The organism is Paenibacillus sp. cl141a (genome assembly GCF_900109305.1).
GTDB lineage: Bacteria > Bacillota > Bacilli > Paenibacillales > Paenibacillaceae > Paenibacillus_AQ > Paenibacillus_AQ lautus_A.
In genome coordinates this window covers 1-15,298 of record NZ_FNZO01000022.1, presented here as the reverse complement: position 1 = coordinate 15,298, position 15,298 = coordinate 1, and the positions used below count along the sequence as shown (strand labels likewise).

Below are 15,298 nucleotides of genomic sequence, written 5' to 3'. Positions count from 1 at the left end.
TTAAAAAATCGTAATGTTCATGCTGATCAACGCAGTTTTTCTGTCACAAGGAAGGAAGAGATGGGGATATGTTATTGTCTTCCATGCGCGACGTTATGTTTGGATACGGGGATCAAGCTGTCGTTGAGAATTTGTCGCTCGACATTCATAGCGGACAATTCGTCGGTATATCCGGTCCAAATGGCGCTGCAAAATCAACACTGCTGAAATTGATGCTTGGTTTGATTAAGCCCTGGAGAGGGTCCAACGTTTTCAAGCGAGTATTGGAGGACGGATCCAGGATATCTGTTGGATATGTTCCGCAGCAAGTAGCCTCGTTCAATGCTGGCTTTCCCAGTAAAGTGATTGAGCTTGTACGATCGGGCCGCTACGGACGACTCGGATTGTTCAAGCGCTTCACATCCGCAGATCATGAAATCGTTGAGCGAAGCCTGAAGGAAGTGGGGATGTGGGAATATCGTCATCGAAGGATCGGCGAGTTATCGGGAGGGCAGAAGCAGCGAATATGCGTTGCCAGAGCGTTGGCCCAGGAGCCGCAGGTGTTGATCCTTGACGAGCCTACGACAGGGATGGATGTGGCGAGTCGTACGGATCTGTACCGACTATTAAACGATTATGTGAAATACAAGGGCAACACGGTCATTATGGTCACCCATTCGCTTGATGAAATCGGTCCATATCTGGACCAGGTCGTCCGATTGGAGCGAAAGGGGAATGAGGGATGGCGATGCTCGGTTACGAATTCATGCAGCGCGCGTTTTGGGCAGGAGGCCTGATCGGCGTGATCGGTCCCGTTCTGGGCGTGTTTTTAATGCTCAGGCGCCAGGTTCTCATGGCGGACACACTCTCTCATGTATCCTTGGCGGGAGTCGCATTGGGTTCTTTTTTGAAACTGAATCCCGCACTCAGCGGTTTTGCAATGGCTATTGTCGGGGCACTTGTGATTGAACAGCTTAGAAGAGTGTATCGTACATACACCGAGGTTCCAGTTGCCATTATTATGACGTCAGGGCTTGCTCTGTCGGTGGTCCTGATGAGCTTGAATCCAAATCTGAGCAAGAGTTTCAGCTCCTATTTGTTCGGATCGATTGTTGCGGTTAGCGATACGCAGCTTCGGCTTATTGCGGTGGCAGCAGCAGTAGGGATCATCTTTTTTGTTGGTTTGCGCCGGCCGCTTTATAACTTTGCTTTTGATGAGGAGACCGCTGCGGTATCCGGTATGCGTGTCTCTCTCCTGTCTTTTTTATTCGCCGTGTTTACGGGGATGACGGTTGCCGCCGCCATGCCGGTAGTCGGTGTGTTGTTGGTTTCGGCGTTAATTGTGCTGCCGGCCTCGATCGCACTGCGGATGGCAACAGGTTTTTTAGCAGCCATGGGGATCGCCGTCGTTGTTGGGTTGAGCGGTGTTTTTTCGGGCCTTGCTGCTTCATACTATCTCAATACGCCGCCAGGAGGTACCATTGCCCTGATTCTAATAGGATTTCTAATTATGACGGTAATCTTTCAGAAATTCCTTCGGTTACAAACTCGAAGATCGATACAAAAAATAAATAGAAATAGGAGTCATAAGAATTATGAAGAGATTTAAGCAAATATTAACCCTACTATCCCTATCCGCAGTGTTGGCAATTGCAGGCTGCGGTACGGGAAAATCGACCGTTACTCATGAGGGAAACACATCTTCCGCCAATAACCAAGCGTCAGATGCTTCCACAACGGAAGCTACAAAGCTTAAAGTTAAAACCAGCTTCTATCCCATGTATGAATTTACTAGACAGGTAGCGGGCGATCTGGCAGATGTGGAGAATTTAATTCCTCCAGGCATTGAAGCGCATGATTGGGAGCCGACACCCCAGGACATGGCGGGGATTTCCGATGCCGATGTGCTGGTGTATAATGGCGCCGGCATGGAAGGCTGGGTCGATCAGGTTCTGGAGAGCATCCAGGGCACCGGGGTATCGGCAATTGAGGCCAGTAAGGGAATAGAGATCATGGAAGGAACCGATCATTCCCATGATCATGGTGAAGAGGGGGATCACAGCCACGATGAGCATGCCCATGATCATGCTGAAGAGGGCGATCATAGCCACGATGAGCATGCCCATGATCATGGTGAAGAGGGGGATCACAGCCACGATGAGCATGCACATGATCATGAGGAAGAGGGCGATCACAGCCACGATGAGCATCACCATGACCACGGTGGACTGGACCCGCATGTATGGCTCTCGCCGGCCATGGCTGTCAAACAAGTGCGCAACATCGAGGCAGGTTTGGCCAAAGCAGCTCCGGAACATCAAGAGGCATTCAAAGCAAACGCGGATGCTTATGTTAGTAAACTGGAGGCATTGGACAAGGAGTTTCGAGACGGATTGAAAAATACCAAACGAAAAGACTTCATTACGCAGCATGCTGCGTTCGGGTATCTAGCCCAAGAATACGGTTTGACTCAAGTGCCGATTGCAGGCTTGTCTCCGGACCAAGAGCCCTCGGCTGCTCAAATGGCTGAAGTAATCGAATTTGCCAAGGAGCACAATGTAAAAACGATATTCTTTGAAACGCTTGTGTCGTCAAACGTTGCAGAGACGATAGCCTCTGAGATCGGCGCTTCGACTTCCGTACTTAATCCAATCGAAGGATTAACCGAGGAAGATATCGCGGATAACCTTGATTACATTGCCATTATGCGTCAAAACCTCGACGCTTTAACAAAGGCATTGAATGAATAATCGCGAATAGGAAAGGGAGGTGTGTTCCAAGTGGCGAAAAAATCGAAAGTCGTGAAAGAACTGAAAAGACAACAGATGGTTGCTAAATACGCGCAGAGGCGTAAGGAACTGAAAGAGAAGAGGGACTACGGAGCTCTCCAAAAACTGCCCCGCGACTCCTCCGCGACCCGACTTCATCATCGCTGCGCGGTCAGCGGCAGGTCAAGAGGTTATATCAGTAAATTTGGCGTTTCTCGCATTGTTTTTCGGGAGTTGGCCCATAAGGGGCAAATTCCTGGTATAACGAAGTCCAGCTGGTAACTACCTTGTCAACTGCTATTGTTGGACGACAAAAACAGATAAACATGGATAAGCCGCATAAACTGCGGCTTTTTTCATATATTCGCAGCTTGGATTTCATTTGATTGACACGCGTATTGCTTCAATGTTACTTTTTAATAATACCCATTTTATGGGTCATCATTTAAGGAGTGTTTTGTATGAGGTTACCCGTACATGAACGATTCATTGAACAGGCAATAGCGTATTTTCGCCAAGATCAACGATTTGCTGGTTTGCTCGCAGGCGGTTCTATGGTGTACGGCGCGATGGATGAGTACAGTGATTTAGATTTAATTGTGGTTTATCGTAATGAATTCCGAAGTGAGATCATGGAACAACGGCTTCAAATTGCTGAAGGGCTGGGTAACCTGCTGTCGGCATTCACGGGGGAGCATGTTGGTGAGCCTCGTTTGGTTATTTGCCTATACGGCCCCGATCCGCTTCATGTCGACCTCAAATTTGTACACCCGCAAGAACTCGAATCTCGAATCGAAGATCCGAGAATTCTATGGGAGAGAGGTTCTGACATTACAACGATACTGAACAAAACGACGATGTCTTTTCCTAACCCTGATCCGCAATGGATTGAAGACCGCTTTTGGGTATGGGTTCATTACGGTGCAACTAAATTAGGGAGAGGCGAATGGTTTGAAGTAATAGATCTTTTAACATTTATGCGAAGCGCCGTCTTGGGGCCGCTCATTCTCATGCGTAACGGCCAGCAACCGCGAGGGGTTCGAAAATTAGAGAAATACGGTGTCCAGGAATTAGAGGAGCTGAAAGGAACGATTTCCCTCCACAACTTTGATAGCTGCTACCAGGCTTTAAAGTATACGATAGCGTTGTACCAAAGCTTACGCCAGGCATCGGAAATTGTAACCAAAACGGAAGCAGAACGTATCTCTATCAAGTTTCTTGACCATGTCTATTCAGCCAAATCTCAATAAAAAAGGTCGGACGACAATAAAGGTAAATTCATTTTACTAGGAGTACTATATATAAAATTTAACAGATGGGATATGGTGTAATGTCGAACTCCGTTGAGTTGGTGAAACCTACAGCTGCATATAAGAGGGAGTATCTGTCTTTTTACGAAGATTGGATGTCGGATGAACAGGATATTACCCCGTGGGTAGTGAGGAAAGATCCTTCTGATTTTGATACCATGATCGAATTTTTATATGCGGAAGATACAGAAGAGAAGCTACAGAACAAGAGCTTTGTCCCTCATTCTACGTACTGGCTTATCGACAGCTATTCAAAAAAAGTAATGGGTGCAGTCAATATTAGACACAGACTTAATGAAAAACTCTTGAATAGCGGCGGGCATATCGGTTACGGAATACGTCCGTCAGAAAGAAGAAAGGGCTATGCTTCCGTACTCTTAGCATTCACCCTTGAAATCACGAGAGATATGGGACTAAACAAAGTGCTGCTGGTTTGTGATAAAGGAAATTTGGCATCGGAAAAAACGATTTTGAAGAATGGTGGTCAGTTTGAGTCGGAGTATGTGGAGGAGAATGGGAACGTTGTAAGACGATTTTGGATATTCTTATAGACTTTATGCATTGAGGATTTTACCCATCATATCCGGACTCCAGGGCGATGGATAAAAAGAGGTCGACCAGCAAGCTCTGGTGACCTCAGCTATTGATGTTCTATTCGTTAGTACGAAGCGCTAACAAGCGTTTTAAGTTATCATCTATAAATTGATTATCGGCGCTGTTGATTCCGCGTCCGGCAAAATGACCCCAGATCGACTCAATGGGCTTAAATAGAGCATGAGGTATAAGATTAGCCTCGTATTCATTGTCGTCCGCCGGGCAGAACAGATCCGTGCTACCCGGCATGATGCAGGCAAGCGCCGAAATGCTTTTGAGCGCTTTATCGAAATCTCCGTCATAGGAGGGGTTCGCACTTATGTCTGCATGTTGACCTGTCCATAACATGGCCAGGACATTGTGCGGATCCATCTTCATAAAGCTGTCTTCCCAGACGCCCGCCATAAAATCTGCCAAAGAGTCAAAACCCATCTCACGATAAAGTTCCTCCCTATAAAACGCCTGCGATACGCCCCACCCAGCATAGACGCGACCGACGGCGCGCATGTCTTCTGTAGTCAACTTGTTTAGTTTGCTCGAATCGAAGCCGACTGCAGCCATGAGCGGAGCTTTCATTCCTTCCAGGACCACGTATGTTTGGGGCCAAGTCTTGGCAACGCCGGCAAAAGGGGCGATTCGCTCCACCATGTCGGGATAACTTGCACCCCATTGGAATGCTTGAATGCCTCCCATGGACCACCCAACGACAAGAGCGATCTTGTGAATGCCGAATTTTTCGGTCACCAGCCGATGCTGAAATTTAACGTTATCATAGATGGTTACATGCGGAAATTGAGCCCGGTCGAATGGGGGAGGCGTGTTGCTGGGGGAGGAAGATAATCCGTTACCCAACAGGTTTGGAACGATGATGAAATATTCTCGCGGATCCAATGCCATTCCGTCTCCAATCAACCATTCATTCTGTATATGCTGGTCTCCAAAAGCAGTTGGATAGACGATGACATTATCTTTCTTCTCATTTAATCGTCCATATGTCTTATAAGCAAGAAAAGCGTCCGGTAACGTCACTCCGGATTGCAAGGTTACGTCACCCAAATCAAAAATTTCATAATCCATCCTATCGTTTGCTCCCTTCAAAATGAATCCATATATTTAGATTGTCGTTCTTGTACTCAGTATAGGGTCATGGTACTCTCAATAAAAGTGAATAGAATTCAAAACAGTATTCAATAAAATTGAAAGTAAAAGGGGCATCGTATATGGAATTACGCCAACTGATTACGTTCCGCACGGTGGCGTCCACATTAAATTTCAGTCGTGCTGCGGAAGTGCTGAGCTACGTCCCTTCCAACGTCACGATGCAAATGAAGGCATTGGAGGATGAGCTGGGGGTTCGCCTGTTTGACCGTTTGGGCAAGCAGCTCGTACTCACAACGGCGGGTAAACGCTTTTTAACACATGTCCAGAGTGTTCTTGACCAATTGGAAGAAGCTAAAACCGTCGTTCATGACAACGAAGTTCTAAGCGGCACCCTAACGATCAGTGCCAATGAGGTGATTTGCGCCTATCGGCTTCCGGCTGTGTTTCAGTTATTTCGTTCGCGCCATCCGGGCGTGCGTCTCATCTTCCGCTCCGTTCCCAATCAAGAGCTCAAACAAACACTCTTTGAAGGAAGCGCGGACGTCGTCTTTATGCTGGACGAACCCATTCGCTCAAGCGGACTTGCCGTGGAACCCTTGCTGGAAGAAACGTTCCGCTTATTCGCCGCGCCAGACCACCCGCTCGCAAAACGGACTGTGCTGCGGCTCGAAGATTTTCACGAAGAAGTGTTCTTGACGAATGAAAAGGGTTGTCCCTATCGAACCATGTTTGACCGATCCTTTGAAAAAGAGGGCATTGACAGTATTACGTATTTAGAGTTTCAAAGTGCCGAAGCCATTAAACAATGTGCCATTTCGGGAATCGGCATTGCCTTTCTTCCTGAAATCGTAGCGGAAGCCGAAGTTGAACGAGGCGAACTGGTTGCCCTTCCATGGCAAATTCCGGATTTGCACGTGTATACACAAATGCTGTGGCATAAGGACAAGTGGCTTTCACCCATCATGATGTCGTTCATAGAAGCGGCAAGGGAACTTCTTGCTTCAGAGGAGGATAATAGGTCATAGGAAAAAGGTGAGGAATGTCCTCTGCGCCGGTAAGGAGCCGCTCTTCACCTTTAATTGTACCCACCCACTTTATTACAAAAAAATCCCAACATGTTGAGTTGGGATTTCTTTTAATTAAGAATGTAATGGGAGCTGCACCGGAATTTGAAAAGAAACCGTAGTGCCTTGATTCATCGTGCTCTTGATGACCAGCCCGCTGCCAAAGGTTTGGAGCAGACGACGATTCGTGTTGTAGAGACCGATACCGCCTGTTCGATGGTCGGGTGCATTCAGGAGTTGGGCAACCTGGTCGGGTTCCATCCCAAGCCCGTTATCCGTCACTTCAACGACGATAATGTCCTCTTGCATCGCAATTCTGATCCGTATCGTGCCGCCACTGGCCCTCTTCATAATGCCGTGCCGAACCGCATTCTCCAATAATGGCTGGATCGCCAGCGGCGGGATGAGGACGTTGAGATCCCAATCAACTTCCCAGATTACGTTCAGGCGTTCCCCGTACCGTTCCTTCTCTACGTATAAATAGGCTTGGATAAGCTCAAGCTCCTGCTGCAGCGGTACCAGCCGATCCTGATTCCGATAATGGAAGCTGATCTGCAGATAGGAGCTGAAAGCCTCGCCAAGGCTTCGCATGCGATCGATGTCCAATTCGCTAAGCGCCATAATCGAATTCAAGGTGTTGAACAAAAAGTGAGGGTGGATCTGTGCCTGCAAATAGGCTGCTTCCATGCGCAGACGATCATCCACCGTATGCTTCAGCGTGATCAGGGAATGGATGCGGTATCTCAATTCTACAGGATCAACCGGCTTCGTCACATAATCATTTGCGCCGGATTGGAAGCCGGCATACACATCGGCCGATTCGCCTCGAGCCGTCAGCAGTAGTACGGGCAGCTCCGAGGAGTTAAAGCGCTCCCTTACGGTGCGGGTGAGCTCGTAGCCGGACATCTCCGGCATCATGACATCCGCTATGAGGAGATCCCACGGCTGCGAGCCGAGAAGCTCAAGCGCTTCGGCAGCCGAGGCAACGACATTCAGGTTGTACGGCTCTGCCGAAAGAATGCCGGCAAGGATGCGCAGGTTTACAGGATCGTCATCCACGGCCAGGATACGGACGGGATGCTCTTTCGACCATAACTTCGTTGGTACCTGCATAGGGGTACCTTCTGTTGCGACGTCCCAGCTGGCCGCGATTTCATTGTATACAGCTGTGTCTACAACGGGTACGGGAACCTGCTGCGAAGCAGAATACTCTGCGTTTGTGTCCGCAAGCGGGAGTGTGAATGCAAAAGTCGTTCCTTTCCCTAATTCCGATTCGACCGTCAGCTGGCCGTCATGCAGCTCAACGAGCTCCTTGCTGATGCTAAGCCCTAGGCCGATCCCCTTCGCGTCATTTAACCCTTGATTCCCCTGTTCGTACGGAAGAAAAATACGGTTTAGCGTTTGAGGGTCCATCCCGATCCCGGTATCCGTTACCGTGATCGTCATTTTACTGCCCTTGGTAGAGGCGGAGACGGTAACGGAGCCCTTCTCCGTGTATTTGATGGCGTTGTGAATCAGATTGAGCAAAATTTGAACGAGTCGTTTTTCATCCGCCTGTACGGCAGGAAGGGTTTCGGGGATATTCATCTTGAACTGAACGGGCGCGCCGTCCGTCATAAATTTTACGATATCGAATACCCCGTTCACGACGGAAACCAGGGAAACCCGGCTCGGCTGCAGCTGAATTTGCTTCTCCTGAAGACGGACGGCATCCAGCAGATCATTTAATAAATGCGACATTCGACGGCTGACCGTAATCAACAGGTTCAAATCCTCGCTGCTCTGTTTGCCGAGGGTTTCTTTCTCCCGTTCAGCAAGGCTTATGGCGATATTCAAGATTCCGTGCAGCGGCGTGCGCAGCTCGTGAGACGTGTTGGCCAAGAACCGGTCCTTCATTTGATCCGCGTGCTTCAACTTATCGTTGAGTTTGCTGATTTGATGAAGGTTGCGGAAGTATCGCTTAAACCAATAGGCCGAAAATCCGATGATGGCCGCGAGCACGTCAACCGGATAATACACGGCTGGGAGCTCCCAATATTTATTAAGCGCTCCCCATAGGGCGCTTGCCAGCACGCCGCTGGCCGACAGCAGCAGGAATATGGAATCATCCTGGCTGTTAAAGACCATTCGGGTAAACAGGAACAGCGACAGCAGCATCGGCAGCAGGTAAAAGGCGCCGAACACCCGGTATTCTACAAGCCAGTGAACCCAAGACACAGGAGCGGCAAAGACCACGACTGTATATAGAGCCAGAAGCGTGCTGAATGTGATAAACCACACGTTACGTTTCCGGTCGGTAAAGGTGCGGCTCAGCTTCCATATGAAATACGACAGCCACGAATAGGAGAGAAAGGTTGCTTTGACCTCCCATTCATAGTTTAAAGGCACCCATTTCAACAGGAGACTGTCGTGGGATGTTACGACGGTTAAAGCGGCCGATACTAGCAGCAGGAAAAAATCGAGCAGCGACCTTTCCCGCGGATTGAATATGTATAGAATGAAGGCGTACAGTCCGTGCAGCATCAGGACGACAAACATAATCAGCTGAAGATCAACGGAAACGCCGTGCTCATCCTGGATTGCCTGGTGCGATCCCAGCTTGATCGGCTTTGCGATTCCGCCTAGGTAAGGATGCTCATAATTCGCCACGCGTATGATCAGATCGAGCTCTCTAGCGTCCCGGTCGGGAACATAATCGACAACGAAAGAGGTACGGTTCGGCAGATAGGAGGCTTGGCCGGGCTCGCCCGTCCTTCCCATGGAAGCTACCGTTTCGCCGTTGATGTCCACGGTAGCCGCGGATTGAATCTCCTGGATCCAGAACGAAATAGGGGCCGAAAGCGGGCGATCCAGCAATATGCGAAGCCGGTACGTTCCGCTGCCAAACGAAGTGTTTGCCTTATTCGTACGATCATTATTCCAGTCCCCAGGTACATTTACGTAGGAAAACTCATGAGACGGCTTCATTTCCTGTTCTTTAGCCAGGATGTCGGCGTAGAACTGCCACTCTCCGTCCAGATTGATGGATTTTGAGCCCAAAAGATCCCAGCCTCTTAAATCGAGTATGCCATTAGAAACTTTCGGTTGATCTGCAGGAGGGGCATAGGTTTCAAGCCAGAGCCAACGGATCCCCAGAAGCATGCTCAAAAAAACGACAAATGCCGCAAAATGCGGGAGTATTTTGATGATTCGAAATCGTTTGTGGTTCTTTGCGGGTATGGTTGTCACCGTTCACGTTCCTTTATAAAAGTCTTACTTCCCAATATACGCAAAAATAGGATGGCCGTACAGCACTATATGTTAGGTTTATAAGGACTTGGACTTATATCCTTTGCCGGAAATGATTTGTGTGAATGAAACTCGGAAGAGCTCTCGCGGCTAGCAATGTCTCAATCATGCTAATCCATGACAGAATAATCAAGGTCTGGTCATTTCGTTCTCCTTATAATTGTAGATTGGACCGTTCATAACATCATGGAATGTGAGGAGTTTGATCATGCAAGCAAGCGGAGATTTGGGAAACGGCACGTATAGAAACCCGATTTTGGCCGGTGATTATGCGGATCCTAGCGTGGTCAGAGTCGGAGACGATTATTATATGACGCACTCCAGTTTTAAGTTTGCGCCGGGGTTATTGATTTGGCACTCTAAAGACTTGGTAAACTGGGAACCCATCGCCAAAGCGTTAGCCGATTATGCTGGAGATGTCTGGGCGCCTGATTTGACATACTACAAAGACCGGTTTTATATTTATGCTCCCATTAATGAAGAGATCATGGTACTGACGGCGACGCATCCTCAGGGACCTTGGAGTGATCCGCAAAAGGTGGGGGTGCAAGGAATTGACCCGGGACATGTCGCGGATTCCAATGGTAACCGGTATTTGTTTTTTAGCGATGGTTATATGGTAGAACTGGCTGAGGACGGTTTGTCGGCTGCGGGCACTCCGCGCAAAGTGTACGACGGCTGGCCGTTTCCGAAGGAATGGGTGGTGGAAGGAAACTTTATGGAGTCTCCCAAGCTAACATTTCATAACGGATATTTCTATCTTACCGTGGCGCAAGGAGGTACATCGGGGCCTTCGACCAGCCATATGGTCGCTTCTGCGCGATCCAAGGAGCCATGGGGGCCATATGAACACTCCCCCCACAATCCGATTATTCGAACGCAAAGCCGGAATGAACGATGGTGCTCCAAAGGGTACGGTTCATTGGTTGACACCCCGGACGGCGGCTGGTGGATCGTTTATCATGCGTACGAAAAAGGGTACTACACACTCGGCAGGCAAACGATGCTCGAACCGCTGGAATGGACGGAGGACGGATGGTTCCGCGTCCCGCTTCATTGCAAGACAGATGAGCCTATTCCAAAACCGCCGGGAGATCCCGTTCCGCATGGCATGATTTACGGTGAATTTCAAGAAGCGTTCGGCGGGCTGGGGTATCCGTGGAGCTGGTATCAATCCAGCAATGATATTCAATATACTCTGCAGAAGCAAGCGATAACGATCCAACCTGCTCCCGAGGCGGCGCCCCTGGTTATGATGCCGGAAGACCATTCGTATGCGGCGCAGGTGGAGATTGAGCTCTCCGAAGAATCGGAAGCCCAGTTATTATTGTTTTATAATGGATCGACGTATAGCGGATTCGGCATATCCCAAGAGGGGCTTTATGGGATTATTCGCGGCTGGGAGACGCCATCAAAGCCTTTTCCGCATCGGCATGTCATCGTTCGTCTTGAGAATAAAGAGCATGAAGTCGTCTTCTATTACAGTGCGGATGGATCGGAATGGAATAAATTTGAGCATTCATTCGAAACCTCAGGCTGGCATCATAACACATTGGGTGGATTTCTTGCACTGCGAATCGCTCTCCGGGCGAAGGGTTCCGGCGAGGTTACGTTTAAAAACTTTATCTATCAGAAGCTGTAAATATGAAGCGACGGGCCTTTTATCCATGGGTGCGTCGCTTCTTCCATTGGCGAGGCGCCGCGTGTCGAGAAAGAACCTGTATGCCGCGCGTGGAAAACGCTTTACCTATTTAGTTCGGTATGCTTTTGGAGACTGGCCAAACACCTTCGAGAACTAACGGGTAAAATAATTGCTGTCGTTGAATTCGCTCTGAGAAGAAATTTGCGATATCGTCAGGTTAGTCGTCTTTAACAGCCTGCATGCATGCTCCAATCGGAGCTGCAGGAGATGGGCTGCAAATAGTTATCCTCCATAAGGAAATGGCTTTCGCCAAATGCATCAGATTACTTTGGGCTCCTTGACGCTCTTGCTTTTCATACTGTCGTGACAACTGGACGACGAGCTCCATAATACGTGAACGGAGGATGGTCTGGTAACCCTGCAGCTTGTTGATCCAACTTTACAAGGAAAAAGCCAATCAAGTTGAAAAACCAGCTACTTTGTGTTACGATATACCGGTAATATGTCACACTAATTACCGAACCGCGGAATGTGGAGAATAATTTGAGTAAAACAGTTGACACTCCATCTACTCTGTAATACAATGCACCTGTAGTAAGTAATACTAAATAGTTCGATTTACAAAAGCTGTTAGCTAAAACATTCCCTTAGTACTATGTTGTACTGAATATTGGTCAGACTAAATAGAGGAGGGACGAAAAAGAGGAGGCTTTGAACATGGAAAATTTAACTGAAATGCTGAAGGGTTCGCTGGAAGGCTGCGTCTTAGAAATTATCAGCCGCCATGAAACCTATGGCTACGAGATTACCCGCCGATTGAACGAGCTTGGGTTTACCGAAGTCGTGGAAGGGACGGTCTACACCATTCTCGTGCGATTAGAGAAGAAGAAACTGGTGAACATCGAAAAAAAACCGTCAGACATGGGACCGCCCCGCAAGTTTTACACGCTTAATGAAGCGGGCCGTCAGGAACTTGAGTTGTTTTGGGAAAAGTGGGATTTTGTATCATCAAAAATCAACGTCTTGAAGTCGACGTAGCATCATAAGATATTCCGTCCGATATTTGGAGTGTCGGGTTCGGTTTTATAAAAAAGGAGGAACCATAACATGATGGAAATATTCAAAAAAATGATCGGCGATAAAAAAGAATACAAGATGATGATGGCGCGCGTTGAAGCCTTACCGGAAGACTACCAGTATGTATTTAAGAAGATTCAAAATTATATGTGGAATTTCTCCTCAGGCAACGGGATGGATATGCTGCATATGCAGTATGAATTAATCGAATTGTTCGAAGCCGGTGCGGCGGAAGGCAGACCAGTGCTGGAGATCACGGGGGATGACGTGGCATCCTTTGCCGACGAGCTGGTTGCTAACGCTAAAACCTATGTCGCGAAGTATCGTGAAGATTTGAATCAGAGCATCATGAAACGATTGGGTAAGAAATAAATTCATTTCAATAATACCGACTGATTAGCTGGTTACGTTTGTGAATTGCCACCTTCGCTATTCAGTTATATTTTTAGCCGGGTAGTAAGTAATACAGATTATCAGTCAGACTAACTAGTTGCGTTAATGTAGCTCTCAAGGCACTTAACCGTAATTCGGAATTCTCAAGCGCGGCCTAATCGAGCTTATTATAAGGAGGAAACAAATATGAGCAATGCAGCGATTTCTGTAAAAGGGTTAAAAAAATCCTTTAAAGACAAGGAAGTCTTAAAAGGAGTGGATTTTGAAGTGCGGCGCGGCGAAATTTTCGCGCTGCTGGGCTCCAATGGAGCGGGCAAGACGACGACGGTCAACATCCTCTCGACGCTAATGAAGCCCGATGGCGGCGAAGCGAGTATTTGCGGCTCTGACGTCCAGCGTCAACCGGATCATGTTCGCCAGAGCATCAGCCTGACTGGGCAGTTTGCAGCTATAGACGGCATGAACACAGGAAGGGAAAATCTGATGATGATCGCCAAGCTGAGGGGAGTTTCCAATCCTGCACAAGTCGCCGACAATCTGCTTGCCAAATTCAGCCTGACCGATGCGGCGGGCCGCCGGGCGGACCAATATTCCGGCGGGATGAAGCGCAGGCTTGACATCGCCATGAGCCTGATCGGGAGTCCAGCCGTCATTTTTCTTGACGAACCGACCACAGGACTTGACCCTGAAGCACGGATTGAAGTCTGGAATACCGTCAAGGAGCTTGCCGGCAGCGGCACGACCATCTTGCTGACGACCCAGTACCTGGAGGAAGCCGAACAACTGGCGGACCGTATCGCCATCCTGCATGGCGGAAAAATCATCACGACCGGTACCCTTGCCGAACTTAAAGAGATGTTCCCACCGGCAAAAGTAGAGTATATCGAGAAGCAGCCGACATTGGAGGAAATTTTCCTCGCAATCATCGGCAAAAAGGAGGAAATGTAAATGAAAAGCAAAACAGGGGTATTATTGGGGCGTTTAATGCGCAACATCATGAGAAGCCCGGATACGATTATCACGGTGGCGATTACGCCGATAATGATGATGCTGTTGTTTGTCTACGTATTTGGCGGCGCCATAGAGACAGGCACGGCCAACTACGTCAATTATTTATTGCCGGGAATCTTGCTGATGGCTATCGCGTCCGGCGTCTCTTATACGGCCTTCCGGCTGTTCGGAGATGTAAAGAGCGGGCTGATGGCGCGTTTCATTACCATGCCGATCAAGCGCTCGTCGGTATTGTGGGCTCATGTGTTGACATCGCTTGTTTCCAATGCGCTAACGGTCGTGGTGGTTTTCCTCGTCGCTCTATTGATGGGTTTCCGTTCCGGCGCTAATATCTTGGATTGGCTCGCGGTAACAGGGATACTCGGGTTGTTTACGCTGGCGCTGACATGGCTTGCGGTCATTCCCGGCTTGACAGCAAAGACGATGGAAGGGGCGACGGCCTTCTCGTACCCGCTGATATTCTTGCCGTTTATCAGTTCGGCCTTTGTCCCTACCGAAACCATGCCTAAAGTGGTCCGTGCGTTCGCTGAGAACCAGCCCGTGACTTCCATCGTAAATGCGATTCGTGCCCTCTTGCATGAAGGAAATGTCGGCAACGATATCTGGATCGCGCTTGCCTGGTGCGTCGGCATCATGGCCATCGCTTACTTTTTCGCTAATAAAGCCTTTAAACGCCAACTAGGTTAAATACACCCAGCCTCCTCAGAAGATCGGTTGAACACGTAATAACTTCATCGTACAGAATGGCCATGGATACATTAAAAGCTGCGTGAATGAAGAGACCCCCAAAAGTTAGACACGGTTATTTCATTAGGCAGCTTTCTCAAAATGAGTTCGGTACTGTACCGGACTCATTTTTAATTTTGCCTTTAACCGTTTGGTATTATAGTATTCAATGTATTTTTTCAGTTCTTTCTTAAAATGCTCCACACTTTCAAACTCTTTGTAGTACAGAAACTCCGACTTGAGGATACCGAAGAAATTCTCTATGACGGCATTGTCGTAACAATTCCCTTTTCGTGACATGCTTTGGAGAATGCCTCTCGACTTAAGCGCATGCTGATACGGCTT

General features: G+C 48.4%; 16 protein-coding genes. 12 read left to right on the top strand and 4 right to left on the bottom strand.

Annotated elements, in window-relative coordinates:
• Positions 1–68: 68 nt before the first annotated feature.
• The 6 genes from BMX45_RS30635 to BMX45_RS30610 all read left to right on the top strand — a co-directional run bounded on the left by BMX45_RS30635 (position 69) and on the right by BMX45_RS30610 (position 4,608).
• The gene (locus BMX45_RS30635; protein WP_090914526.1) at positions 69–776 is read left to right on the top strand and encodes a metal ABC transporter ATP-binding protein; all 708 of its coding nucleotides are present in this window, start codon (positions 69–71) and stop codon (positions 774–776) included.
• On the top strand, positions 722–1,588 hold the full coding sequence (locus tag BMX45_RS30630; RefSeq protein WP_090914524.1) for a metal ABC transporter permease: 867 nt from the start codon (positions 722–724) through the stop codon (positions 1,586–1,588). The genes BMX45_RS30635 and BMX45_RS30630 overlap by 55 nt, the downstream gene beginning before the upstream one ends.
• A complete protein-coding gene (locus tag BMX45_RS30625) occupies positions 1,575–2,729 on the top strand; it encodes a metal ABC transporter substrate-binding protein (protein ID WP_090914522.1) in 1,155 nt (384 codons plus the stop codon). Before BMX45_RS30630 ends, BMX45_RS30625 begins: the two co-directional genes overlap by 14 nt.
• Before the next feature lie 30 nt (positions 2,730–2,759).
• The gene (gene rpsN / locus BMX45_RS30620; RefSeq protein WP_090914519.1) at positions 2,760–3,029 is read left to right on the top strand and encodes a 30S ribosomal protein S14; all 270 of its coding nucleotides are present in this window, start codon (positions 2,760–2,762) and stop codon (positions 3,027–3,029) included.
• 179 nt (positions 3,030–3,208) lie between these two features.
• Positions 3,209–3,997 (top strand): nucleotidyltransferase domain-containing protein, encoded by a 789-nt coding sequence (locus BMX45_RS30615; protein WP_090914517.1) that lies wholly within the window; start codon positions 3,209–3,211, stop codon positions 3,995–3,997.
• Positions 3,998–4,077: 80 nt separating this feature from the next.
• Positions 4,078–4,608: a GNAT family N-acetyltransferase gene (locus tag BMX45_RS30610; protein ID WP_090914566.1), complete on the top strand. Its 531-nt coding sequence runs from the start codon at positions 4,078–4,080 to the stop codon at positions 4,606–4,608.
• Between the two features lie 100 nt (positions 4,609–4,708).
• Here BMX45_RS30610 and BMX45_RS30605 read toward each other — a convergent pair whose 3' ends face one another.
• Positions 4,709–5,728 carry an alpha/beta fold hydrolase gene (locus BMX45_RS30605; RefSeq protein WP_090914515.1) on the bottom strand — a complete coding sequence of 340 codons (1,020 nt, stop codon included), beginning with the start codon at positions 5,726–5,728 and terminating at the stop codon, positions 4,709–4,711.
• A gap of 143 nt (positions 5,729–5,871) precedes the next feature.
• Between BMX45_RS30605 and BMX45_RS30600 the strand changes: the two genes are divergently transcribed.
• Positions 5,872–6,777 (top strand): LysR family transcriptional regulator, encoded by a 906-nt coding sequence (locus BMX45_RS30600; protein ID WP_090914512.1) that lies wholly within the window; start codon positions 5,872–5,874, stop codon positions 6,775–6,777.
• A gap of 114 nt (positions 6,778–6,891) precedes the next feature.
• On the opposite strand, the gene BMX45_RS30595 is transcribed toward BMX45_RS30600, so the two are convergent.
• Positions 6,892–9,855 carry a hybrid sensor histidine kinase/response regulator gene (locus BMX45_RS30595; protein WP_368087190.1) on the bottom strand — a complete coding sequence of 988 codons (2,964 nt, stop codon included), beginning with the start codon at positions 9,853–9,855 and terminating at the stop codon, positions 6,892–6,894.
• Between the two features lie 457 nt (positions 9,856–10,312).
• On the opposite strand from BMX45_RS30595, the gene BMX45_RS30590 reads away from it, so the two are divergent.
• A complete protein-coding gene (locus BMX45_RS30590; RefSeq protein WP_090914508.1) occupies positions 10,313–11,746 on the top strand; it encodes a family 43 glycosylhydrolase in 1,434 nt (477 codons plus the stop codon).
• Between the two features lie 153 nt (positions 11,747–11,899).
• Here the strand turns inward: BMX45_RS30590 and BMX45_RS32320 are convergent, their stop codons facing one another.
• The gene (locus tag BMX45_RS32320) at positions 11,900–11,998 is read right to left on the bottom strand and encodes a hypothetical protein (protein ID WP_368087189.1); all 99 of its coding nucleotides are present in this window, start codon (positions 11,996–11,998) and stop codon (positions 11,900–11,902) included.
• A 465-nt stretch (positions 11,999–12,463) separates the two neighbouring features.
• Here BMX45_RS32320 and BMX45_RS30580 point away from each other — a divergent pair, with 465 nt between their 5' ends.
• The 4 genes from BMX45_RS30580 (at position 12,464) to BMX45_RS30565 (ending at position 14,914) form a co-directional block, all read left to right on the top strand.
• Positions 12,464–12,784 carry a PadR family transcriptional regulator gene (locus tag BMX45_RS30580; RefSeq protein ID WP_015735658.1) on the top strand — a complete coding sequence of 107 codons (321 nt, stop codon included), beginning with the start codon at positions 12,464–12,466 and terminating at the stop codon, positions 12,782–12,784.
• 69 nt (positions 12,785–12,853) lie between these two features.
• Positions 12,854–13,195 carry a DUF1048 domain-containing protein gene (locus BMX45_RS30575; RefSeq protein WP_009592398.1) on the top strand — a complete coding sequence of 114 codons (342 nt, stop codon included), beginning with the start codon at positions 12,854–12,856 and terminating at the stop codon, positions 13,193–13,195.
• Between the two features lie 207 nt (positions 13,196–13,402).
• Complete coding sequence (locus BMX45_RS30570; RefSeq protein ID WP_090914505.1) at positions 13,403–14,164, top strand: ABC transporter ATP-binding protein; 762 nt, start codon at positions 13,403–13,405, stop codon at positions 14,162–14,164.
• The gene (locus BMX45_RS30565) at positions 14,165–14,914 is read left to right on the top strand and encodes an ABC transporter permease (protein WP_090914503.1); all 750 of its coding nucleotides are present in this window, start codon (positions 14,165–14,167) and stop codon (positions 14,912–14,914) included.
• 123 nt (positions 14,915–15,037) lie between these two features.
• Here BMX45_RS30565 and BMX45_RS30560 read toward each other — a convergent pair.
• On the bottom strand, positions 15,038–15,298 hold a 261-nt coding region (locus tag BMX45_RS30560), incomplete at its 5' end, for an IS3 family transposase (protein ID WP_139212518.1).